We start from the raw sequence: 21,030 nt of genomic DNA on the forward strand, positions 1-21,030 counted from the left end.
GGTGATGGCCTTTCATCCAATTGTCATATTCAAGTCATAGAGTGTTCATGCGGCCTGCAGATACTTGGGCCCGTTCCATCTCACAACCCACGATATTCCTGCTAGGAGCAAGGCATGAAACTGAAGCGTTTGATGGCGGCCCTGACCTTTGCCGCCGCTGGCGTCGCTGCCGCCAATGCGGTCGCCGCTGTCGATCCTGCAATCCCGACCTACACCAAGACCACCGGTGTATCGGGTAACCTCTCCAGCGTCGGTTCCGACACCCTCGCGAACCTGATGACCCTGTGGGCCGAGGCCTACAAGAAGGAATATCCGAACGTAAACATCCAGATCCAGGCCGCCGGCTCCTCCACCGCGCCACCCGCGCTGACCGAAGGCACCGCCAACCTGGGCCCGATGAGCCGCAAGATGAAGGACGTCGAGCTGCAGGCCTTCGAGCAGAAGTACGGCTACAAGCCGACCGCCATCCCGGTCGCCGTCGACGCCCTGGCCGTGTTCGTGCACAAGGACAACCCGATCAAGGGCCTGACCATGGCCCAGGTCGACGCCATCTTCTCCTCCACCCGCCTGTGCGGTGGCAAGAGCGAGATCAAGACCTGGGGTGACGTCGGCGTGACCGGCGACCTGGCCAACAAGCCGATCCAGCTGTTCGGCCGCAACTCGGTATCGGGCACCTACGGCTACTTCAAGGAAGAAGCCCTGTGCAAAGGCGACTTCAAGCCTAACGTCAACGAGCAGCCTGGCTCGGCCTCGGTCGTGCAGTCGATCAGCTCCTCGCTGAACGGCATCGGCTACTCGGGCATCGGCTACAAGACCGCCAGCGTCAAGACCGTGGCCCTGGCCAAGAAAGAAGGGGGCGCCTTCGTCGAAGACAACGAAGCCAACGCCCTGAACGGTACCTACCCGCTGTCGCGCTTCCTGTACGTCTACGTCAACAAGGCGCCGAACAAGCCTCTGGCCCCGCTGGAAGCCGAGTTCGTCAAGCTGGTGCTGTCGCAGGCCGGCCAGCAAGTTGTCGTGAAGGACGGTTACATCCCGCTGCCAGCCAAGGTGGTCGACAAGACCCTGGCCGACTTGGGCCTGTCCCACGCGGGTAACGTTGCAAAGAAGTAAGTAACTGAGGACGAGGCCGGTGCCAACAATGCCGGCCTCTCCCACGAATTCCCTAGTCCGAAGCCAGGGCTCCTGAGCGGCGGGCTTTTTTGCGTCACTGCACTGTCATGTTTTTGTCATACGGGACCGCTAGGGTGTGCGCATGAATGATCTGGCCAACTCCACAATGACCCAAAATTCTCCTCCCGTGCGCATTGATTTCAATACGCCCGAGTTGCAACGCAAGCGCCGCCTGCGCGCCCTCAAGGACCGTCTGACCCGCTGGTACGTCCTGGTGGGCGGCCTTGCCGTGCTGGCAGCGATCACGCTGATCTTCTTCTACCTGGCCTACGTGGTGCTGCCGCTGTTCCAGGGCGCCGAGTTGACCAGCAAAAAGGCCTTGGAGCCGACCTGGCTGCAGCAGGACGCCGGCAAACCCCTGATGATCGCCCTCGAGGAGCAGAACCTCGTGGGCATGCGTGTTTCCGACAAGGGCCAGGCGCTGTTCTTCGACACCAAGACGGGTAACGAATTGAAGCGCGTCGACCTGCCGCTGCCCGCGGGCGCCCAGGTCAGCTCGATCAGCACCGACCAGCCCGGCAGTCCGCTGGTGGTGCTGGGCCTGTCCAACGGCCAGGCGCTGGTGTTCCATCACACCTACAAGATCACCTATCCGGACAACAAGAAGACCATCGACCCGGGTATCGACTACCCCTATGGTCAGGACCTGTTCACCCTGGATGACCAGGGCCGCGCACTGGAACACGTGAGCGTCAACGTCAGTGGCGACACGTTGCTGCTGGCCGGCTCCACCGGCGCGCACCTGCAGGTGATCGAACTGTCGCGCACCGAGAACATGATGACCGACGAGGTCACCATCGAGCAGAACCGCATCGAACTGCCGCAGATGACCGAGGTGGTGAAGAACATTTTCATCGACCCGCGCCAGCAATGGTTGTACGTGGTCAACGGCCGTGCCACCGCTGACGTGTTCAGCCTGCGCGACAAGAGCCTCAATGGCCGCTACAAGCTGCTGGAAGACGGCAACGCCGAAATCACCGCGACCGCCCAGTTGGTCGGTGGCATCTCGCTGATCTTCGGTGACTCCAAGGGTGGCCTGAGCCAGTGGTTCATGGCCCGTGACCCGGATGGCGAGTCGCGCCTCAAGCTGATCCGCAGCTTCAAGTTGGGCAAGGCCCCGGTGGTGCAGATCGACGCCGAAGAGCGCCGCAAGGGCTTCATCGCCCTGGACAGCGAAGGCAAATTGGGCGTGTTCCACAGCACCGCACACCGCACCCTGCTGGTCGAGCCGGTTGCCGAAGGCGCGGGCGTGCTGGCCCTGTCGCCACGCGCCAACCGCATCATCATCGAGCAAGGCGGCAAGCTGCTCCCGCTGAGCCTGCGCAACCCGCACCCGGAGATCTCCTTCAGCGCGCTGTGGGGCAAGGTCTGGTACGAGAACTACGACGAGCCTAAATACGTCTGGCAGTCGACCGCCTCGAACACCGACTTCGAGCCCAAGCTGAGTCTGTCGCCGCTGACCTTCGGCACGCTCAAGGCCGCGTTCTACGCGATGATCCTGGCCGCGCCGCTGGCGATTGCCGCCGCCATCTACACTGCCTACTTCATGGCCCCGGGCATGCGCCGCAAGGTCAAGCCGGTGATCGAGCTGATGGAAGCGATGCCGACGGTGATCCTCGGCTTCTTCGCCGGCCTGTTCCTCGCGCCGTACCTGGAAGGCCACCTGCCGGGCGTGTTCAGCCTGTTCGTGATCATGCCGATCGGCATCCTGCTCGCCGGCTTCAGCTGGAGCCGCCTGCCGGAGTCGATCCGCCTGCGCATCCCGGATGGCTGGGAAGCGGCGATCCTGATCCCGGTGATCCTGGTGATCGGTTGGTTCGCCCTGTACATGAGCCCGTTCCTCGAGAGCTGGTTCTTCAAGGGCGACATGCGCCTGTGGATCAGCAACGACCTGGGCATCACCTACGACCAGCGCAACGCCTTGGTGGTCGGTATCGCCATGGGCTTCGCGGTCATCCCGAACATCTATTCCATCGCCGAAGACGCCGTGTTCAGCGTGCCGCGCAGCCTGACCCTGGGTTCGCTGGCGCTGGGCGCCACGCCGTGGCAGACCCTGACCCGCGTGGTCATCCTCACCGCCAGCCCGGGCATCTTCTCGGCGCTGATGATCGGCATGGGCCGTGCGGTGGGCGAGACCATGATCGTGCTGATGGCCACCGGCAACACGCCGGTGATGGAGATGAACCTGTTCGAGGGCATGCGCACCCTGGCCGCCAACGTGGCCGTGGAAATGCCCGAATCGGAAGTCGGCGGCAGCCACTATCGTGTGCTGTTCCTCGCTGCCCTCGTGCTGCTGCTGTTCACCTTCGTGATGAACACCCTGGCCGAGCTGATTCGCCAGCGCCTGCGCAAGAAATACTCGTCGCTTTGATAGAAAGGTAGAGATCCGTGAAAAAGGATTCCCTCAAAGGCTGGTTCAAGAGCGGCGCCCCCGGCGTCTGGATCAGTGGTGGCGCGGTCGCCATGGCGGTCATCATGACCGTCGGCCTGCTGGCCGTGATCGCCGTGCGCGGCCTGGGCCACTTCTGGCCGGCCGACCTGGTCCAGGCCACCTACAAGGTGCCGGGCCAGGCCGACCACGTGGTCATCGGTGAAGTGGTGCAGAAAGAAGAAGTACCGCGTGAACGCCTCAAGGGCGCCGGCCTGCCGGTGCCCGAGCAGGGCCCGGAGTTCATGACCCGAGAGCTGATCAAGGTCGGTAACCGCGACCTCAACGGCAGTGACTTCACCTGGGTGGTCGGCGAGTGGCTGGTGGACCAGCAAAAGCCTGCCGACCTGATCGCCCTGGAACGCCGTGAGTGGGGCAACTTCTACGGTTACCTGGTCAGCGTCAAGGAAGAGGGGCGCGTGGTCGCCCAGGGCCCCGAGGCCTGGAACGAGCTGCAGGCCCGCCTCCAGCGCGCCAGCGAGCTCAACGACCAGCTGGTGAAGTTGGAGAAGAAGGATATCGGTGCCATCAACCATGGCCTCGAGCGCCTGCGCCTGCACGGCCGCAAGCTGGAACTGGACGGCAAGCTGGACGCCGCCGCCCAGGCCGACATGGACGCTGAACGTGCCGAGCTGAACAACCGTTACAAGGCCATCGAGGAGCGCCTGACCGGCCTGCACCAGGCCTTTGCCCGCGACAGCCTGGTCGCCCGCGACGGCAATGGTCGCGAGGTGGAGATCAACCTGAGCAAGGTGGTCCACGCCATCCAGCCGAACGCCATGTCCGGCCTGACCAAGATGGGGGCCTACTTCGCCAAGGTGTGGGAGTTCCTCAGCGACGACCCGCGTGAGGCCAACACCGAGGGGGGTATCTTCCCGGCCATCTTCGGCACCGTGATGATGACCCTGATCATGGCCGTGATCGTCACCCCGTTCGGCGTGCTGGCCGCGGTCTACCTGCGCGAGTATGCCAAGCAGGGCCCGGTGACCCGGTTGATCCGCATCGCGGTGAACAACCTGGCCGGCGTTCCGGCGATCGTCTATGGCGTGTTCGGCCTGGGCTTCTTCGTCTACGTGCTGGGCGGCTCGATCGACCGGCTGTTCTTCCCCGAGTCGCTGCCGGCGCCGACCCTCGGCACCCCCGGCCTGCTGTGGGCCTCGCTGACCCTGGCGCTGCTGGCGGTACCGGTGGTGATCGTGGCCACCGAGGAAGGCCTGGCGCGAATTCCGCGCACCGTGCGCGAGGGCTCGCTGGCCCTGGGCGCGACCAAGGCCGAGACCCTGTGGAAGATCGTCCTGCCGATGGCCAGTCCGGCCATGATGACCGGCATGATCCTCGCCGTGGCCCGCGCCGCCGGTGAGGTGGCCCCGCTGATGCTGGTGGGTGTGGTGAAGCTGGCGCCGTCGCTGCCGGTGGACGGCAACTATCCGTACCTGCACCTGGACCAGAAGATCATGCACCTGGGCTTCCACATCTACGACGTCGGCTTCCAGAGCCCCAACGTCGAGGCCGCGCGGCCGCTGGTGTACGCCACCGCGCTGTTGCTGGTGCTGGTGATCGCCACCCTCAACCTCTCGGCGGTGTGGATCCGTAACCACCTGCGCGAGAAGTACAAGGCCCTCGACCACTGATCCTGATTGCAAGCGTGCCGCCCGAACAGCGGGCGGCCCTTTGAAACGAATTGATAGCGTATGGAGTTGACCATGCAGCATGAATCCCACGCCCACGGCATCGACATGTCGGCCCTGGGCCGCGACAAGCAGAGCCTGCGCCTGGCCGAAGAGACCGTGGCCATCGAAGTTCCCGGGCTGTCCCTGTTCTACGGCGACAAGCAAGCGCTGTTCGACGTCAGCATGAACATCCCCAAGCAGCGCGTGACAGCCTTCATCGGTCCGTCCGGCTGCGGCAAGTCCACCCTGCTGCGGACGTTCAACCGCATGAACGACCTGGTCGACGGCTGCCGCGTGGAAGGCGCCATCAACCTGTATGGCAGCAACATCTACCGCAAGGGCGAGGACGTGGCCGAGCTGCGCCGTCGCGTGGGCATGGTGTTCCAGAAGCCCAACCCGTTCCCCAAGACCATTTACGAGAACGTGGTCTATGGCTTGCGCATCCAGGGCATCAACAAGAAGCGTGTGCTCGACGAAGCCGTCGAGTGGGCGCTGAAGGGCGCGGCGCTGTGGGATGAGGTCAAGGATCGCCTGCACGACTCGGCCTTGGGCCTGTCCGGTGGTCAGCAGCAGCGTCTGGTGATTGCCCGCACCATCGCCGTGGAGCCTGAAGTGCTGCTGCTCGACGAACCGTGCTCGGCGCTGGACCCGATCTCGACCCTGAAGGTCGAGGAGCTGATCTACGAACTGAAATCCAAGTACACCATCGTCATCGTGACCCACAACATGCAGCAGGCAGCCCGCGTTTCGGACTACACCGCGTTCATGTACATGGGCAAACTGGTCGAATTCGGTGACACCGACACCCTGTTCACCAACCCGGCGAAAAAGCAGACCGAAGACTACATCACCGGTCGCTATGGCTAGGGGGCGACCCGTGGGGGCAGGCTCCCACAATGGATTCTTCTTGCCAGGGAACGATACGAACGACTAGAAGCTTGCAGCTGCTTCGCGGAGCGAAACGATGATCAACAAAGAAAGCCTTACCCACCACATCTCCCAGCAGTTCAACGCCGAACTCGAGGAGGTGCGCAGCCACCTGCTGGCCATGGGCGGCCTGGTCGAGAAACAGGTGAACGACGCCGTCACCGCGCTGATCGAGGCCGACTCGGGCCTGGCCCAGCAGGTGCGCGAGGTCGATGAGCAGATCAACCAGATGGAGCGCAACATCGACGAGGAGTGCGTGCGCATCCTCGCCCGTCGCCAGCCGGCGGCCTCCGACCTGCGCCTGATCATCAGCATCTCCAAGTCGGTGATCGACCTGGAGCGCATCGGCGACGAGTCGACCAAGATCGCCCGCCGCGCCATCCAGCTGTGCGAGGAAGGCGAGTCGCCGCGCGGCTACGTCGAAGTGCGCCACATCGGCGACCAGGTGCGCAACATGGTTCGCGACGCGCTGGACGCCTTCGCCCGTTTCGATGCCGACCTGGCGCTGTCGGTGGCGCAGTACGACAAGACCATCGACCGTGAATACAAGACCGCGCTGCGCGAGCTGGTCACCTACATGATGGAAGACCCACGCTCGATCTCCCGCGTGCTCAGCGTGATCTGGGCCCTGCGTTCGCTGGAGCGCATCGGCGATCACGCGCGCAATATCTCGGAGCTGGTGATCTACCTGGTGCGCGGCACCGACGTGCGCCACATGGGCCTTAAGCGCATGAAAGCCGAGGTGCAGGGCGAAGCGTTCGATGAGGGCGAAATCGCTAATGTTCCGGCTGAACCGGACGATAAATAGGATTGCTCCCGAGCATGAACGCCCGGCAACCGCCGGGCGTTTTCGTTTGCGGTCGAGCACCAGCAGGCACCCGCGAACCGTGTGAGAAGTCCCGGCGTGACCAGTGGTTTGGCAAATGGCCATCAGTCGGCGGTATGCTAGCCGGGATTCAAGAGGAATATCGATGAGTAAAGTGAATGTGCTGGTCGTGGACGATGCCCCGTTCATCCGCGACCTGGTGAGGAAGTGCCTGCGCAATGCTTTCCCCGGCATGGTGATCGAGGACGCGGTCAATGGCCGCAAGGCCATGGCCATGCTGAGCAAGGAACGTTTCGACCTGGTCCTGTGCGACTGGGAGATGCCGGAGATGTCCGGCCTTGAACTGCTGACCTGGTGCCGCCAGCAGGAAGAGATGAAGACCATGCAGTTCATCATGGTGACCAGCCGTGGTGACAAGGAAAACGTGATCCAGGCTATCCAGGCCGGTGTGTCCGATTTCGTCGGCAAGCCGTTCACCAACGAGCAGCTGCTGACCAAGGTGAAGAAGTCGCTGACCAAGATCGGCAAGCTCGACAGCCTGATGTCCAGCGCGCCGGCGCGAGTCAACTCGGCGTTCGCCAACGACTCGCTCAGCGCCCTGACCGGCGGTCGTCCAGACGCGGCCAAGGTAACCGCACCCGCCGCCGCGCCTGTGGCCGCGGCGGCCAAGCCTCTGATCAACGCCCCCACGCCGAAGACCGCCGCTGCGGCGGCCCAGGCTGGTCGTGGCCAAGGCCAACTGCGGCTGTCCAGCGGAACCCAGCCGTGCATGATCAAGGCCCTGAGCCTCAAGGAAGCCCTGCTGGTGGTGCGTCGCGGCACCAACCTGCCACAGGTGCTCGAAGGCGCGGTGCTGGACCTGGAGCAAGGCGAGAATGCCGAAACGGCGCGGCTAAATGGCTACCTGCACGCTATTGCGGCGCTGGAGCCCAAGCCTGAGAGCGACTGGCTGCAACTGACCTTCAAGTTCGTCGACCAGGATGCGCAGAAGCTCGACTACCTGTCGCGACTGATTGCCCGCGGCACGGCGCAGAAGCACTTCACGCCCGGGGCTTGATGGCCGCTTGAGCACCGCGACAGGTCGGAGCGGATTTTGTGGGAGCGGGCTTGCCCCGCGATAGCGATGGTATGGCCACCGTCGTCATCGCGGGGCAAGCCCGCTCCCACGTTACCCATCCGGCACTTCGCCCGACCAACTGTCATATCCCTCTCAAATTCGGCTGCTAGGCTTCGACAGAACACAACTGTCAAAAAGCCACTATCATGCCGCCCGCCCGCCTCCTGCTGTTCTGTGCCTTGCTCACGGCCTCGGCGTCGAGCTTGGCCATGACCGTCTACAAGACCACCGACACCTTCGGCGTGGTCTCCTATTCCGATCGCCCGAGCCCTGGGGCCAAGGCCTTCGTGTTTCGTGAGCCCATGGTCGAGCGCCTGGATGGCCAGGTTCGCCTGAAAACCGAGCCCTTTGCCGGTGGCGTGCGCTTTGTCGCTCGCAATGAACTGTTCGTACCCATGGAGGTGGAGCTGCGTGTGGAGCGCCTGGCCAATGCCCAGGGCGGTAATGCCCCGCGTATCGTCCGGCGCCTGGTGCCGCCGCGCTCGACCCAGGTGCTCAGTGTGGTCCAGGCCCGTCAGGGGGGCAGCCTCAGGTACGACACCCAGTTTCGCTATGCCATGGGCGACCCAGGGCAGCGCCCGCAGGGCTATCGCTATCCCTTTCCCTGGAAGGGCGGACCGTTTCGCCTGAGCCAGGGCCCCAATGGCCGGTTCAGCCATTTCGGGCCCAAGGGCCGCTACGCCATGGACATCGCCATGCCCGAGGGCACACCGATTATCGCGGCGCGGGGTGGGGTGGTGGTGAAGATCGAGAACAACCAGAGCGGGCGGGGCAACAACCCGGCGGGCAATTTCGTCAGGATCCTGCACCCTGACGGCACCATGGGCGTGTACCTGCACCTGATGCGTGGTTCGGTGGTGGTTGGCGAGGGGCAGCGGGTGGCCCAGGGACAGGCGCTTGCCAAATCGGGCAACACCGGCAACAGCAGCGGGCCGCACCTGCATTTCGTGGTGCAGCGCAATGTGGGATTGGCGCTGGAGTCGATACCGTACCAGTTCGACCGACCGATTAACGGGTTGCCGGATTTCACTGCCGGCAACCCTTGAGGCTTTTGGGGCCGCAAAGCGGCCCCAAAGGATCAATCGAGCTTGAGCACCTTGGCCAGCACGATCTTCGGACCTTTCATCTTCTTGATGATGATGCGCAGGCCTTCGACCTCGAGTACTTCCTCTTCCTCGGGCACGCGCTTGAGGGTCTCGTAGACCAGGCCGGCAAGGGTTTCCGCTTCGATATGGTCCAGGTCGACACCCAGCAGGCGCTCGACCTTGAACAGCGGCGTATCACCGCGCACCAGCAGCTTGCCGGGTTGGTAGGCGAGGATGCCGCGCTCGGTCTTGCGGTGTTCGTCCTGGATATCGCCGACCAGTACTTCCAGCACGTCTTCCATGGTCAGGTAGCCGATCACCTTGCCATCGGCTTCCTCCACCAGCACGAAGTGCGCGCCGCCCTTGCGGAACTGCTCCAGCAACTGGGACAGCGGCATGTGCCGCGACACGCGCTCCAGCGGGCGGGCGAGGTCTTCAAGGTCGATGGTCTCGGGCAGGTGGTCCAGCTCGGCCAGCTCCAGCAGCAGGTCCTTGATGTGCAGCAGACCGGTGAATTCCTCGCGCTCGGCGTCATACAACGGGTAGCGGCTGAACTTGTGGCGGCGCAGCAGGGCGAGGATTTCCTTCAGCGGCGCATGGGCGTCGATGCTGACCATGTCCTCGCGGGAGTTGGCCCAGTCGACCACTTCCAGCTCGCCCATCTCCACGGCCGAGGCCAGCACGCGCATGCCCTGGTCGCTCGGATCCTGGCCGCGGCTGGAGTGCAGGATCAGCTTGAGCTCCTCGCGGCTGTAGTGGTGCTCGTGGTGCGGCCCGGGCTCGCCTTGGCCTGCGATGCGCAGGATGGTATTGGCGCTGGCGTTGAGCAGGTAGATGGCCGGGTACATCGCCCAGTAGAACAGGTACAGCGGCACGGCCGTCCACAGCGACAGCAGCTCGGGCTTGCGGATCGCCCAGGACTTGGGCGCCAGCTCGCCGACGACGATGTGCAGGTAGGAGATCACGAAGAAGGCGACGAAGAACGAGATCGCCTTGATCAGCTCCGGGCTGTCCACGCCCACGGCAGCCAGCAGCGGCTCGAGCAGGTGGGCGAAGGCCGGCTCGCCGACCCAGCCCAGGCCCAGGGAGGCGAGGGTGATGCCCAGCTGGCAGGCCGACAGGTAGGCGTCGAGCTGGTTGTGCACCTTGCGCAGGATGCTGCCACGCCAGCCGTGCAGCTCGGCGATGGCTTCGACTCGGGTGGAGCGCAGCTTGACCATGGCGAACTCGGCGGCAACGAAGAAGCCGTTGAGCAGCACCAGGAACAAGGCGAAGAGAATCATGCCGAAATCGGCGAACAACGAGGTGAGGCTGATACCAGGGGAAGGGTCCATGATGGAGTTTTTACGGGGTCCGTCTTTGCAATGGAGAGAAAAAAAGTGCCAGCGATGGCTGGCACGGGGGATCCAATGTAGCGGCTGGAGCCGTAAAAGCAAAGGGCTGCAAAGCAGCCCCGGTACTGTCAGGCCTTGTTTGCAACCAATTGCGCCGGCGCAAAGTGGCAGGTAAAGGTGCTGCCGTGCCCCGGCACGCTGCTGATTTCCAGCCGCCCGCGATGGCGCATCAGCACATGCTTGACGATCGCCAGCCCCAACCCGGTGCCGCCGGTGTTCGACGCTCGGCTGGAGTCGACCCGGTAGAAGCGCTCGGTCAGGCGTGGCAGATGCTTGGCCTCGATCCCCACCCCCGAGTCCTGCACGCTCAGGTGCGCGCCCTGTTCGTCGGCCCACCAGCGGATGCGGATATTGCCTTCGTCCTGGGTGTACTTGACCGCGTTGAACACCAGGTTGGAGAACGCGCTGCGCAGCTCCGACTCACTGCCCTTGAGACGAATGCCAGGCGTCGCCTCCAGGCTGATGCGCTGATTGCGCGGGCCGGACAGGGCCTGGGCATCGTTCTTGATGGCGCCGAGCAGGGTGTCGACCAACACGGGCTGGTTGTCGGAGGGGTAGTCGGTGGCCTCGAGCTTGGCCAGCAGCAGCAGGTCGTTGAGCAGGGTCTGCATGCGCGAGCCTTGCGCGCTCATCTGCTGCAGGGCGCGGTTCCAGCGCGGGTTCACGTCCTCGACGTTGTCCAGCAGCGTCTCCAGGTAACCGGTGATCACCGTCAGCGGCGTGCGCAGCTCGTGGGAAACGTTGGCGACGAAGTCCTTGCGCATCTGTTCCAGCTGGTGAATACGGGTCACGTCGCGCACCAGCATCAGGTGTTCGTTGTTGCCGTAGCGGGTCAGGTGCAGTTGTACGCGCAGCCGGTCGTTGATTGGCGACGGAATCTCCAGCGGCTCGGCGTAGTTGTCCGACTCGAAATACTCCTTGAAGCGCGGATGGCGCACCAGGTTGGTCACCGGCTGGCCGCCGTCCTGCGGCGTCTTGAAGCCCAGCAGGGTCTCGGCGGCGCGGTTCCACCACTCCAGGTTGCCTTCGCTGTCGAGCATGATCACCGCGTCGCGCAGGGCGGCGGTGGACTCCTGGACCCGGTCGATCACCGCCTGCAGGCGGCCGCGCACGCGCTGGTCGCGGCGCTGCAGATGGTAGATGCTGTCGAACACCTCGCCCCACAGGCCGTAGCCGTCGGGTGGCGCCTCGTCGGGCTGGTGGTTGCGCAGCCAGTCGTGCAGGCGCAGCAGTTGCTTCAACGTCCAGCCCAAATACAGGGCCAGGCCGATGGCCAGGCTCCAGCCATAGTAGCCGCTGACCAGCCCGCCGATCAGGCAGACGGTGATCAGCAGGAGCATGTGGCGAATCAGGGTCGCGTGCCAGTTCTGGTTCAATTGACAGTCCTTGTACAGCGGGCGCCGGGGCTTCGATCAGCTCTTGGTCGAGAAGCGATAGCCGGTGCCGCGGACGGTTTGTACCAGATTTTCATAGGCTTCACCCAGCGCCTTGCGCAGGCGACGGATATGCACGTCGACGGTGCGTTCCTCGACGTAGACGTTTCCGCCCCAGACCTGGTCGAGCAGCTGGCCACGGGTGTAGGCGCGCTCCTGGTGGGTCATGAAGAACTGCAGCAGGCGGTATTCGGTGGGACCCATCTCGGCCGGCTTGCCGTCGATGGTCACGCGGTGGCTGATCGGGTCGAGCAGCAGGCCACCGACTTCGATTGGCGCCTCGCTGTCGCTCGGGCCGGTGCGGCGCAGCACGGCCTTCAGGCGCGCCACCAGCTCGCGGGGCGAGAACGGCTTGGTGATGTAGTCATCGGCGCCGACCTCCAGGCCCTGGATCTTGTTGTCCTCCTCACCCTTGGCGGTGAGCATGATGATCGGGATGTCGCCGGTCAGCTCGTCGCGCTTGAGGCGGCGGGCCAGCTCGATGCCCGAGGTGCCCGGCAGCATCCAGTCGAGCAGGATCAGGTCCGGCTTGCGGTCGACGATGATGGCGTGGGCCTGTTGCGAGTTCTCGGCCTCGAGGCAGTCATAGCCGGCCATTTCCAATGCAACGGCGATCATCTCGCGGATAGGCGCTTCGTCGTCGACGATCAGAATGTTTCTGCCAACCATGCTCAATTACCTCTCCCAGGAACGGTGTCTTGGCCCGCATTAGATAACGGAATTATTGCAGCTGTGTGACAGGGTGTTGGCCATTCTGGCGACATTGCGTGACTGGACTAGGCTTCAGGGGGCCGCGAAGGCGGTGCGGACATTCAATCCACCCCCGAAACAATGGTGATTCCAATGACACGACATACGCTGAGCTGGATGGCCCTTTGCGCTGCGCTGGCAGTGCCGGGGGTGGCGTCGGCTCATCACGCCATGGAAAAGGACGGCATGTGGGTCGATCATGACGGCATGACGCTGTACACCTTCGACAAGGATGTTGGCGGCAAGTCCATGTGCAACGGCGAGTGCGCCAAGAACTGGCCGCCGTTGATGGTGAAGAAGGACGATGAGGCGCCGAAGGACAAGTGGACCCACGTCACCCGAGAGGATGGCTCGATGCAGTGGGCCTATGACGGCAAGCCGCTGTACACCTTCGTCAAGGACAAGAAGGCCGGGGAGACCACCGGCGATGGCATGAAGGGCGTCTGGCATATCGCCAAGCCATGAGATTGCCAGGGTCGCTTTGCGACCCTTTCGCGGCACAGGGCCGCTCCTACAGGTAAGTGGGCCCCCTGTAGGAGCGGTCTTGTGTCGCGAAGGGCTGCAAAGCAGCCCCAAAGGCTTTCAGCGTAACGCGTAATCCAGCACCACCCCGCCAAAGATCAGCATCCCCGCCCAATGGTTGTGCAGAAACGCCTTGAAGCACGACTCCCGATCCAGCTTGCGCGTCGACCAGAACTCCCAGGCAAAGCACACCGCCGCCGCCAGCAGCCCCAAGTGGAACCAGCCGCCCAGTTCGAAGCGGTTGCCCGCCAGCAGCAGGCAGCCCAGCGACAGCAACTGCAAGGTCAGGATGATTACCCGGTCGGCCTCGCCGAACAGGATGGCGGTGGATTTCACGCCGATCTTCAGGTCGTCGTCGCGGTCGACCATGGCGTAGTAGGTGTCGTAGCCCACTGTCCACAGCAGGTTGGCGATGTACAGCAGCCAGGCACTGGCCGGCAGCTCGCCGCCCGCGGCGGTGAAGGCCATCGGGATGCCCCAAGAGTACGCCGCGCCCAGCACCACCTGCGGGTAGTAGGTATAGCGCTTCATGAACGGGTAGCAGAACGCCAGGGCGACCGCGCCGAACGACAGCCACACCGTGGTGGCGTTGGTGCACAGCACCAGCAGGAAGCTCACCCCCACCAGCAGGGCGAACAGCACCAGCGCTTCGCGGGGTTTCACCCGGCCGCTGGCCAGCGGGCGGTCGGCGGTGCGCTTGACGTGGCCGTCCACCTTGCGGTCGGCAAAATCGTTGATGCAGCAGCCTGCGGCGCGCATCAGTACCACGCCGAGGCCGAAGATCAGCACGTTGGCCAGGGTCGGCGAGCCGTTGCCGGCGATCCACACCGCCGACAGCGTCGGCCACAGCAGCAAGTAAATGCCGATCGGGCGGTCCATGCGGCTCAGCTGGATGAAGTCCCAGGCTCGTGGGTGCACGCGGTTGAGCGATTTGAGCAGTTGCAGGTACATCAGCGGTTCTCCTCCTTGGCCGCATGCCACAGGGCGGGCAGGAACACCTCGGCCACCAGCAGGTCGAGGCCGTCCCGCTCGAAGCGCGAGCGGCGTCCCCACAACCCGGCACTGGCGACCTCCACGGGCAGCCAGCCCTGTGGATAACTGCACACTTCAATCGGATGGCGGACGAACGCCTGGTCGCAGAACAGCAGTTCGCCCAGCGAGCGGCTGCCCAGGGTCTCCAGGTCCAACCCGCCGCGCTCCAGCGCCATGCGGCTGGCCACGCTGCGGGCAAACACCCACGGCTGGCCATGGCCGCGCAGGTAGACCTCGCGGACCCAGCCCTGCGCGCCGAGGGCAAGGCCCAAGGCGGCGCATTCGTCGTCGCGCAGGGGCTGCCAGCCCTCGAACAGGGGGGTGACGCTGAAGTGGTCGTGTGAGAGACGGGTGAGGCGACGGGTCAGGGAGCCTTCGTCGAACAGCCAGCCCAGGGTCGGCTGGTCGAGGGGGGGCGCCAGCTGCGGATACGCCAGCCACGCGACCGCGGCTGCTTGCGGGGTTTCGTACGGCACGTCGGTATGCTTGATACAGGCCAGAGAGGCGGCGAGCTTAGCATGTTTGCCATCGTGGCTTGCATACTGCCAGCAGGGCCAGTACAAAAGCCGACCAGAGATTGCACGGTGGTCTCCTTGCGGGCTTGCCCCGCGCCGATGCCATCAATTGCAACGCACCCTGTAGCCTGACCGAGGAACAGCAGTAAATGAAGAAGTGGCAATGTATTGTCTGTGGCCTGATCTACGACGAGGCCCAAGGCTGGCCGGACGACGGCATCGCCCCTGGCACCCGCTGGGAGGACGTACCGGAAGACTGGCTGTGCCCCGACTGCGGCGTGGGCAAGAGTGATTTCGAAATGATCGCCATCGGCTGATCGCAACCCTGGCTTGAAGAAGGAACGCACGACATGACGTCCCCCGTGGTGATCATCGGTACCGGCCTTGCCGGCTACAACCTGGCGCGAGAGTTTCGCAAGCTCGACGGCGACACGCCGCTGTTGCTGATCACCGCCGACGACGGTCGCTCCTACTCCAAGCCCATGCTGTCCACCGGCTTCGCCAAGCAGAAGGACGCCGACGGCCTGTGCATGGCCGAACCGGGTGCCATGGCCGAGCAGCTCAAGGCCGAGATTCGCACCCACACCCGCATCAGCGGCATCGACCCAGGCCACAAGCGCCTGTGGATCGGCGAGGAGGCGGTGGAATACCGCGATCTGGTGCTGGCCTGGGGCGCGCAGACCGTGCAGGTGCCGGTCGAAGGCGATGCGGGCGAGCTGATCTTCCCGATCAACGACTTGGAAGACTACGCACGCTTTCGCGCCGCCGCCGCGGGCAAGCAGCGGGTGCTGATCCTCGGGGCCGGCCTGATCGGTTGCGAATTCGCCAACGACCTCAGCCTCGGCGGCCTGCAGTGCCAGGTCGTCGCCCCCTGTGAGCAGGTGATGCCGACCCTGCTGCATCCGGCTGCCGCCGCAGCCGTGCAGGCGGGGCTGGAAGGGCTGGGCGTGCGCTTCCATCTCGGTCCGGTGCTGACCCGGCTGCAACGCGCAGGTGAGGCGCTCGATGCGCACCTGTCCGATGGCAGCGTGATTCCCTGCGACCTGGTGGTATCGGCCATCGGCCTGCGCCCGCGCACCGACCTGGCGGCAGCGGCGGGGTTGCAGGTCAACCGTGGGGTGGTGGTGGACCGCCAGCTGCGCACCTCCCACGCCAATATCTTCGCCTTGGGCGACTGCGCCGAGGTCGACGGGATCAACCTGCTGTACGTCATGCCGCTGATGACCTGCGCCCGTGCCCTGGCCCAGACCCTGGCCGGCAACCCGACCGCGGTGGCCTACGGCCCGATGCCGGTTACCGTGAAGACCCCGGCCTGTCCGCTGGTGGTATCCCCGGTGCCGCCCGGCCACGAGGGCAGCTGGGTGGTCGAGGGCAGCGGCGCCGACCTGAAAGTGCTCTGCCACGGCGCCGATGGCCAGCTGCTGGGTTATGCCCTGACCGGCGGCGCGGTCATGGAGAAACTGGCGCTGAATCGCCAGTTGCCGCCCTTGATGGCGTAAATGGCGGGCGTTCTGTCGGAATTATCCTGTTCTTGCCGCGACAATGGCCGCCCAGATACTGGCGCGGCCCCGGTGGGCGTGCCATCCTCACTGGCGTCTGCCGCAGCCTAGAGCCTGCGGTGCCTTGAACGCTGCTCCCTCCGGCAGCACGGCATAACAACAAGAAATCCCGTCAAAGAGGCTTCACTATGCGTAAACCAGAACTCGCCGCCGTCATCGCCGAAAAGGCCGATCTGACCAAGGAAAAGGCCAATCAGGTCCTGAACGCGATTCTCGACAGCATCACCGGCGCGCTCGACAAGGACACCGTCACCCTGGTCGGTTTCGGCACCTTCGAAAAACGCCACCGTGGCGCCCGCACCGGCAAGAACCCGCAGACCGGCGAGCCGGTCAAGATCAAGGCCAGCAACACTGTCGCCTTCAAGCCTGGCAAGGGCCTGCGTGACAGCGTCAACGTACCTGCCAAGCCTGCCAAGAAAAAGTGACCGGACAGCTTCACCCGACGGGCGCCTGGAGGCGCCCGTTGCGTTTCTGGTAAGCAAATGCGGCGAACTTGCATAAACAGGGCGAGAAACGGATAAACTGCGCGACTCAGTCACTTTTCATTCGAGGCGTGTTGATGAAGTTTCGCTTTCTTCTCTGGGCCATGGGCTTGCTGATGGCCAAGGCCAGCCGCAACAACCCGGCGTTCCAGCAGCAGCTGCAGGACAAGGACCTGGTCTTCCAGATGCAGACGCTCGACGGCAAGGTTGCCCGGCACTTCATCGTCAAGGACCTGCGCATCAGCAGCAAGGGCGGCCTGCACCCGCAGCCGGCCTTCGCCATCGCGTTCAAGGACGCCGCTTATGGCTTTGCCACGCTGCAAGCCGGTAACAAGCAGCTGGCGTTCATGCAGGGGATCCAGGAGAAGAACATCCAGATCAAGGGCAATCCGGCGCTGGTAATCTGGTTCCAGGGCTTGATGAAGTACCTGAAACCAAAGAAGAAGGCCTGAAATCGCCGGACCTGCATTGGCAGCCAGTTCCCATGATGCGCAGGCTTGCACCATCCCTGTGGGAACCGGCCTGACGGCGAAAGGGGCGCAGGGCGCCCCACCTCTCAGTGCGGCGCGTGGAACTGCGACGCCAGCTCGCGCAGCAGGGCCTCGGCCTCCAGCACCTTGTTCACCACCTCTTCAGCCTTCTCCCGACTCAGCCCCAGGCGCTCGAGCAGGGCATCCGGGATCTCGTCCTTGGGCCCTGAACCGATCCCCCGGGCGCGCAGCAGGCGCGTCGCCAGGCACACCAGATTGGGGAATGCCGCATAATCGCCGTCGTACGCCGGATCGTGCTGGAATCGCAGGGCTGTGGACAGCTCATCGGGCATGTCCCACAGCTTCATCAGCCAGGCCCCGATCTGTTCACGGCTGATCCCCAGCAGGTGCTGTTCCACATAGCTGTGGCACAAGTGCGGGTTGACCTCCAGGTGACGGCAGATCAGCGAGAAATGCGGTGGGAAGACGTGGGCCAACAGCAGGTAGCCAAAGTTGTGCAGCAGGCCGGCCAGGTAGGTCAGGCCCGCTTCCGGGCGCTCGGCACGTGGCATGGCGCGCGTCAGGCCCTCGATCACCGCGGCGGTGTAGATCGACTGCTGCCAGTATGGCGTGGCCTGCTGCGGGTGGTCCTTGGGTAGGCTCAGGGTCTTGCCCAACGCCAGGCCCAGGGCCAGGTTGATCACCAGGTCGAAGCCCAGCACGCGGACGATGGCGTCTTCCACCGAGCGAATCTTGCCGGGTGAGGCGTAGTACGGGGAGGCAGCCCAGCTGACCACCTGCGCGGCCAGGGCCGGATCGGTTTCCACCACGCCGGTGATGTCGTCGATGCTGGCATTGGGGTCGACGCGCAGCTTGATGATCTTTTGCGCGGTGTCGGCCAGCGGCGGAATCTCGATGGTCTGTTCCAGGCGTTGCTGGATGCGACGGGCGGTGAAGGCCTGGACGGCGCGGATGACTTCCTTGGGAGGGCCGTCCAACTGGTCGAAACTGAGGCGAATCTCGCTGATCTGCTGGCCGAACGTGCTGGCGCTGGCCTTGAACAGCATCTTCTTGAAGGCGGTTCTGCCGATTTCCAGGAGCAGGCCGGTTTCGCCGGACTGGATCAGCAGCGTCTCGTTGTCGAGCAGGCTCTTCTCGTACTGGCATGGCGAGCTGGTCAGGGCGGGAATCGCCGGCAGCGCCTTGAGGTGATGCTTGTCGAGCATCTGCTTCAGGCGCTCCAGCGGCACGGCCTTGAGCTTGCGCCCGGTCAGTTCCTCGAGGCGCTTGAGGTCCAGCAACTGGCTTTGCGGGAACAGCACCATCAAGGCACCGATCTCGTCATCGAGCAGCACGGCCTGCACCCGCGAGGCGGCCGGCAGCCCCGGGTGCTCGGGCACCTCGCGGAAGCTGACGCCGAGCTTGTCGAGCAACAGCCGGATGACAGACGGTGCGTGTAGGGTTGCGGTATCCAGGGCAACTTCAGTCATGGCCTGTATCCAATCATTCTTTAAACGCGAAGTATAACCAGCCTGGCCGCCAAGCTGGATCCATTATGGGACGGACGTCACACCTGGCCATATTGTTGACCGTGGCGCAGCCAGCGGTCGAGCAACGGGCTGACGTGGTCGGGCCAGCGTGCCAGCAGGGCCTGGGCGGCGTCGCGCACGGCTGGCAGCAGGTCGGCGTCGCGCATCAGGTCGGCGACCTTGAACTGTAGCAGGCCGGTCTGGCGGGTCCCGAGCATCTCGCCCGGGCCGCGCAACTCCAGGTCCTTCTCTGCTATGACGAATCCGTCGTTGGTTTCCCGCATGATGCCCAGGCGCTCACGGCCGATCTGCGACAGCGGCGGGTGGTAGAGCAGCACGCAGTGGCTCACCGCGCTGCCCCGACCGACCCGGCCGCGCAACTGGTGCAACTGGGCCAGGCCCAGGCGCTCGGGGTTCTCGATGATCATAAGGCTGGCATTGGGCACGTCGACGCCGACCTCGATCACCGTGGTGGCCACCAGCAGTTGCAGGTCGCCGGCCTTGAACTCGGCCATCACCGCGGCCTTTTCTGCGGGCTTCATGCGTCCGTGGATCAGGCCCACGCGCAGCTCGCCCAGGGCGCTGCCCAGTTCCTCGAAGGTGCTTTCGGCGGCCTGGCAGGTGAGTTCCTCGGACTCTTCGATCAGGGTGCATACCCAATAGGCCTGGCGGCCTTCGGCGCAGGCGGCGCGGACCCGCTCGACCACCTCGAAGCGACGGCTGTCGGCGACCAGCACGGTGTTCACCGGGGTGCGCCCGGGCGGCAGCTCGTCGAGGATCGAGGTGTCCAGGTCGGCATAGGCGCTCATCGCCAGGGTGCGCGGGATTGGCGTGGCGGTCATGATCAGCTGGTGCGGGCACAGCTGGCCCATGACGCCCTTTTTGCGCAGGGCCAGGCGCTGCTGCACGCCGAACCGGTGCTGTTCGTCGATGATCGCCAGGGCCAGGTGCTTGAACTGCACCTCCTCCTGGAACAGTGCGTGGGTGCCGACCACCATGGGCGCACCATTGGCGATCTGCTCCAGGGCGCTGGCGCGGGCCTTGCCCTTGAGCTTGCCGGCCAGCCATGCCACCTCGATGCCCAGCGGTTCGAGCCAGCGCTTGAAGGTGAGGTAGTGCTGTTCGGCGAGGATCTCGGTGGGCGCCATCAGGGCGACCTGGTAACCCGCTTCCAGAGCCTGCAGGGCGGCCAGCGCGGCGACCACGGTCTTGCCGGCGCCCACGTCGCCTTGCACCAGGCGCATCATTGGCTCGTGCTGGCTGAGATCGTAGGCAATTTCGTTGCCGACCCGCTGCTGGGCGCCGGTCGGGCTGAAGCCGAGATTGGCCAGGTACTGTGCCGGCAGGCGCGTAGCCTTGGGCAGTACCGGCGCGCGCAGGGCTCGCTGGCTTTCGCGCAGGCGCTGTTGCGACAGCTGGTGGGTCAGCAGTTCTTCGAAGGCCAGGCGGTGCTGGGCCCAGTGATGGCCTTCGGCGAGTTCGTCGAGATCGGCGTCGGCCGGCGGGTTGTGCAGGTAGCGGATCGCGTCGCTCAGCGGCGCCAGCTGATAGTCGCGGGCCAGCTCGTCGGGCAGCCAGTCGGGCAGGCTGCGTGGGCCGAGCAGGCCAAGACTCTGCTGGCAGAGCAGGCGCAGGCGCTGCTGGGTCAGGCCTTCGGTGGTCGGGTAGATCGGTGTCAGCGTCTGTTCGACCGGCGGCGGTGCTTCGTCGCCGTTCAGCGCCCGGTATTCCGGGTGGTAGATCTCCAGCCCCGAGGCGCCGGGGCGGGCTTCACCATAGCAGCGCAGGTGGGTGCCACGCTTGAGGCCCTCCTTCTGCGCATTGCTGAAATGGTAGAAGCGCAGGCTCAGCGTGCCGCTGCCGTCGCCTAGGCGCACCACCAGGCTGCGGCGCTTGCCCATGGTCACGTCGGCCCCGCTGACCACGCCCTCGATCACCGCGTCCTGGCCCGGACGCAGTTGGCCGATGGGCACCACGCGGGTGCGGTCCTGGTAGCGCAGCGGCAGGTGGAACAGCAGGTCCTGCAGGTTCTCCAGGCCGACCTTGGCGAGTTTTTCCGCCATGGCATCGCCTACGCCCTTGAGCGTGGTGACCGGGACGTTCGACAGCTCGGTCATG

General features: G+C 64.7%; 19 protein-coding genes. 12 read left to right on the forward strand and 7 right to left on the reverse strand.

The window, feature by feature from the left end; genetic code table 11:
• Positions 1 to 114 precede the first annotated feature (114 nt).
• The 7 genes from AC25M7_RS03155 (at position 115) to AC25M7_RS03185 (ending at position 9,187) form a co-directional block, all read left to right on the forward strand.
• Positions 115 to 1,113, forward strand: a complete 999-nt coding sequence (locus AC25M7_RS03155; RefSeq protein WP_011536436.1) for a phosphate ABC transporter substrate-binding protein PstS — start codon at positions 115 to 117, stop codon at positions 1,111 to 1,113.
• A 142-nt stretch (positions 1,114 to 1,255) separates the two neighbouring features.
• Positions 1,256 to 3,544 (forward strand): ABC transporter permease subunit, encoded by a 2,289-nt coding sequence (locus tag AC25M7_RS03160; RefSeq protein ID WP_062360103.1) that lies wholly within the window; start codon positions 1,256 to 1,258, stop codon positions 3,542 to 3,544.
• A 17-nt stretch (positions 3,545 to 3,561) separates the two neighbouring features.
• Positions 3,562 to 5,232, forward strand: coding sequence for a phosphate ABC transporter permease PstA (pstA, locus tag AC25M7_RS03165; protein ID WP_028689971.1), 1,671 nt, complete (start codon positions 3,562 to 3,564; stop codon positions 5,230 to 5,232).
• Between the two features lie 72 nt (positions 5,233 to 5,304).
• A complete protein-coding gene (pstB, locus tag AC25M7_RS03170; RefSeq protein ID WP_028689970.1) occupies positions 5,305 to 6,138 on the forward strand; it encodes a phosphate ABC transporter ATP-binding protein PstB in 834 nt (277 codons plus the stop codon).
• 97 nt (positions 6,139 to 6,235) lie between these two features.
• Positions 6,236 to 7,006 carry a phosphate signaling complex protein PhoU gene (gene phoU, locus AC25M7_RS03175; RefSeq protein WP_023630537.1) on the forward strand — a complete coding sequence of 257 codons (771 nt, stop codon included), beginning with the start codon at positions 6,236 to 6,238 and terminating at the stop codon, positions 7,004 to 7,006.
• A 163-nt stretch (positions 7,007 to 7,169) separates the two neighbouring features.
• The gene (locus tag AC25M7_RS03180; protein WP_028689969.1) at positions 7,170 to 8,081 is read left to right on the forward strand and encodes a response regulator; all 912 of its coding nucleotides are present in this window, start codon (positions 7,170 to 7,172) and stop codon (positions 8,079 to 8,081) included.
• Positions 8,082 to 8,287: 206 nt separating this feature from the next.
• Positions 8,288 to 9,187 (forward strand): peptidoglycan DD-metalloendopeptidase family protein, encoded by a 900-nt coding sequence (locus tag AC25M7_RS03185; RefSeq protein ID WP_028689968.1) that lies wholly within the window; start codon positions 8,288 to 8,290, stop codon positions 9,185 to 9,187.
• Between the two features lie 32 nt (positions 9,188 to 9,219).
• Here AC25M7_RS03185 and AC25M7_RS03190 read toward each other — a convergent pair whose 3' ends face one another.
• From AC25M7_RS03190 to phoB, 3 genes are all read right to left on the reverse strand, one after another.
• On the reverse strand, positions 9,220 to 10,560 hold the full coding sequence (locus AC25M7_RS03190; RefSeq protein ID WP_028689967.1) for a hemolysin family protein: 1,341 nt from the start codon (positions 10,558 to 10,560) through the stop codon (positions 9,220 to 9,222).
• Between the two features lie 128 nt (positions 10,561 to 10,688).
• Positions 10,689 to 11,960 carry a phosphate regulon sensor histidine kinase PhoR gene (gene phoR, locus AC25M7_RS03195; protein ID WP_232108952.1) on the reverse strand — a complete coding sequence of 424 codons (1,272 nt, stop codon included), beginning with the start codon at positions 11,958 to 11,960 and terminating at the stop codon, positions 10,689 to 10,691.
• A 72-nt stretch (positions 11,961 to 12,032) separates the two neighbouring features.
• A complete protein-coding gene (phoB, locus tag AC25M7_RS03200; protein ID WP_003253341.1) occupies positions 12,033 to 12,722 on the reverse strand; it encodes a phosphate regulon transcriptional regulator PhoB in 690 nt (229 codons plus the stop codon).
• A gap of 174 nt (positions 12,723 to 12,896) precedes the next feature.
• Between phoB and AC25M7_RS03205 the strand changes: the two genes are divergently transcribed.
• The gene (locus AC25M7_RS03205; protein ID WP_182324011.1) at positions 12,897 to 13,268 is read left to right on the forward strand and encodes a COG4315 family predicted lipoprotein; all 372 of its coding nucleotides are present in this window, start codon (positions 12,897 to 12,899) and stop codon (positions 13,266 to 13,268) included.
• Positions 13,269 to 13,385: 117 nt separating this feature from the next.
• On the opposite strand, the gene ubiA is transcribed toward AC25M7_RS03205, so the two are convergent.
• Together ubiA and AC25M7_RS03215 are read right to left on the reverse strand one after the other, a co-directional pair.
• Entirely contained in the window at positions 13,386 to 14,276 is an 891-nt protein-coding gene (gene ubiA / locus AC25M7_RS03210) for a 4-hydroxybenzoate octaprenyltransferase (protein ID WP_062575616.1), read from the reverse strand.
• Positions 14,276 to 14,833, reverse strand: coding sequence for a chorismate--pyruvate lyase family protein (locus AC25M7_RS03215; protein WP_062360145.1), 558 nt, complete (start codon positions 14,831 to 14,833; stop codon positions 14,276 to 14,278). Before AC25M7_RS03215 ends, ubiA begins: the two co-directional genes overlap by 1 nt.
• 188 nt (positions 14,834 to 15,021) lie before the next feature.
• Between AC25M7_RS03215 and AC25M7_RS03220 the strand changes: the two genes are divergently transcribed.
• From AC25M7_RS03220 to AC25M7_RS03235, 4 genes are all read left to right on the forward strand, one after another.
• Positions 15,022 to 15,189, forward strand: coding sequence for a rubredoxin (locus tag AC25M7_RS03220; protein ID WP_028689962.1), 168 nt, complete (start codon positions 15,022 to 15,024; stop codon positions 15,187 to 15,189).
• A gap of 33 nt (positions 15,190 to 15,222) precedes the next feature.
• Positions 15,223 to 16,371 (forward strand): NAD(P)/FAD-dependent oxidoreductase, encoded by a 1,149-nt coding sequence (locus AC25M7_RS03225; RefSeq protein ID WP_028689961.1) that lies wholly within the window; start codon positions 15,223 to 15,225, stop codon positions 16,369 to 16,371.
• A gap of 188 nt (positions 16,372 to 16,559) precedes the next feature.
• Positions 16,560 to 16,856 carry an HU family DNA-binding protein gene (locus AC25M7_RS03230; protein ID WP_028689960.1) on the forward strand — a complete coding sequence of 99 codons (297 nt, stop codon included), beginning with the start codon at positions 16,560 to 16,562 and terminating at the stop codon, positions 16,854 to 16,856.
• Positions 16,857 to 16,990: 134 nt separating this feature from the next.
• Positions 16,991 to 17,365, forward strand: a complete 375-nt coding sequence (locus AC25M7_RS03235) for a hypothetical protein (RefSeq protein WP_050707542.1) — start codon at positions 16,991 to 16,993, stop codon at positions 17,363 to 17,365.
• A 104-nt stretch (positions 17,366 to 17,469) separates the two neighbouring features.
• Here AC25M7_RS03235 and AC25M7_RS03240 read toward each other — a convergent pair whose 3' ends face one another.
• A complete protein-coding gene (locus tag AC25M7_RS03240; RefSeq protein WP_088851472.1) occupies positions 17,470 to 18,873 on the reverse strand; it encodes an aminoacyl-tRNA deacylase and HDOD domain-containing protein in 1,404 nt (467 codons plus the stop codon).
• Positions 18,874 to 18,950: 77 nt separating this feature from the next.
• Positions 18,951 to 21,029 (reverse strand): ATP-dependent DNA helicase RecG, encoded by a 2,079-nt coding sequence (recG, locus tag AC25M7_RS03245; RefSeq protein WP_028689957.1) that lies wholly within the window; start codon positions 21,027 to 21,029, stop codon positions 18,951 to 18,953.
• Position 21,030: the final 1 nt, after the last annotated feature.

It is taken from the genome of Pseudomonas sp. P106(2024) (assembly GCF_057480815.1).

Excerpts from the sequence above, each read along its gene's own strand:
- AC25M7_RS03155 (WP_011536436.1), top strand. The coding sequence starts at position 115 with ATGAAACTGAAGCGTTTGATGGCGGCCCTGACCTTTGCCGCCGCTGGC.
- AC25M7_RS03160 (WP_062360103.1), top strand. The coding sequence starts at position 1,256 with ATGAATGATCTGGCCAACTCCACAATGACCCAAAATTCTCCTCCCGTG.
- pstB (WP_028689970.1), top strand. The coding sequence starts at position 5,305 with ATGCAGCATGAATCCCACGCCCACGGCATCGACATGTCGGCCCTGGGC.
- phoU (WP_023630537.1), top strand. The coding sequence starts at position 6,236 with ATGATCAACAAAGAAAGCCTTACCCACCACATCTCCCAGCAGTTCAAC.
- AC25M7_RS03180 (WP_028689969.1), top strand. The coding sequence starts at position 7,170 with ATGAGTAAAGTGAATGTGCTGGTCGTGGACGATGCCCCGTTCATCCGC.
- AC25M7_RS03185 (WP_028689968.1), top strand. The coding sequence starts at position 8,288 with ATGCCGCCCGCCCGCCTCCTGCTGTTCTGTGCCTTGCTCACGGCCTCG.
- AC25M7_RS03190 (WP_028689967.1), bottom strand. The coding sequence starts at position 10,560 with ATGGACCCTTCCCCTGGTATCAGCCTCACCTCGTTGTTCGCCGATTTC.
- phoR (WP_232108952.1), bottom strand. The coding sequence starts at position 11,960 with ATGCTCCTGCTGATCACCGTCTGCCTGATCGGCGGGCTGGTCAGCGGC.
- phoB (WP_003253341.1), bottom strand. The coding sequence starts at position 12,722 with ATGGTTGGCAGAAACATTCTGATCGTCGACGACGAAGCGCCTATCCGC.
- AC25M7_RS03205 (WP_182324011.1), top strand. The coding sequence starts at position 12,897 with ATGACACGACATACGCTGAGCTGGATGGCCCTTTGCGCTGCGCTGGCA.
- ubiA (WP_062575616.1), bottom strand. The coding sequence starts at position 14,276 with ATGTACCTGCAACTGCTCAAATCGCTCAACCGCGTGCACCCACGAGCC.
- AC25M7_RS03220 (WP_028689962.1), top strand. The coding sequence starts at position 15,022 with ATGAAGAAGTGGCAATGTATTGTCTGTGGCCTGATCTACGACGAGGCC.
- AC25M7_RS03225 (WP_028689961.1), top strand. The coding sequence starts at position 15,223 with ATGACGTCCCCCGTGGTGATCATCGGTACCGGCCTTGCCGGCTACAAC.
- AC25M7_RS03230 (WP_028689960.1), top strand. The coding sequence starts at position 16,560 with ATGCGTAAACCAGAACTCGCCGCCGTCATCGCCGAAAAGGCCGATCTG.
- AC25M7_RS03235 (WP_050707542.1), top strand. The coding sequence starts at position 16,991 with ATGAAGTTTCGCTTTCTTCTCTGGGCCATGGGCTTGCTGATGGCCAAG.
- AC25M7_RS03240 (WP_088851472.1), bottom strand. The coding sequence starts at position 18,873 with ATGACTGAAGTTGCCCTGGATACCGCAACCCTACACGCACCGTCTGTC.
- recG (WP_028689957.1), bottom strand. The coding sequence starts at position 21,029 with ATGACCGAGCTGTCGAACGTCCCGGTCACCACGCTCAAGGGCGTAGGC.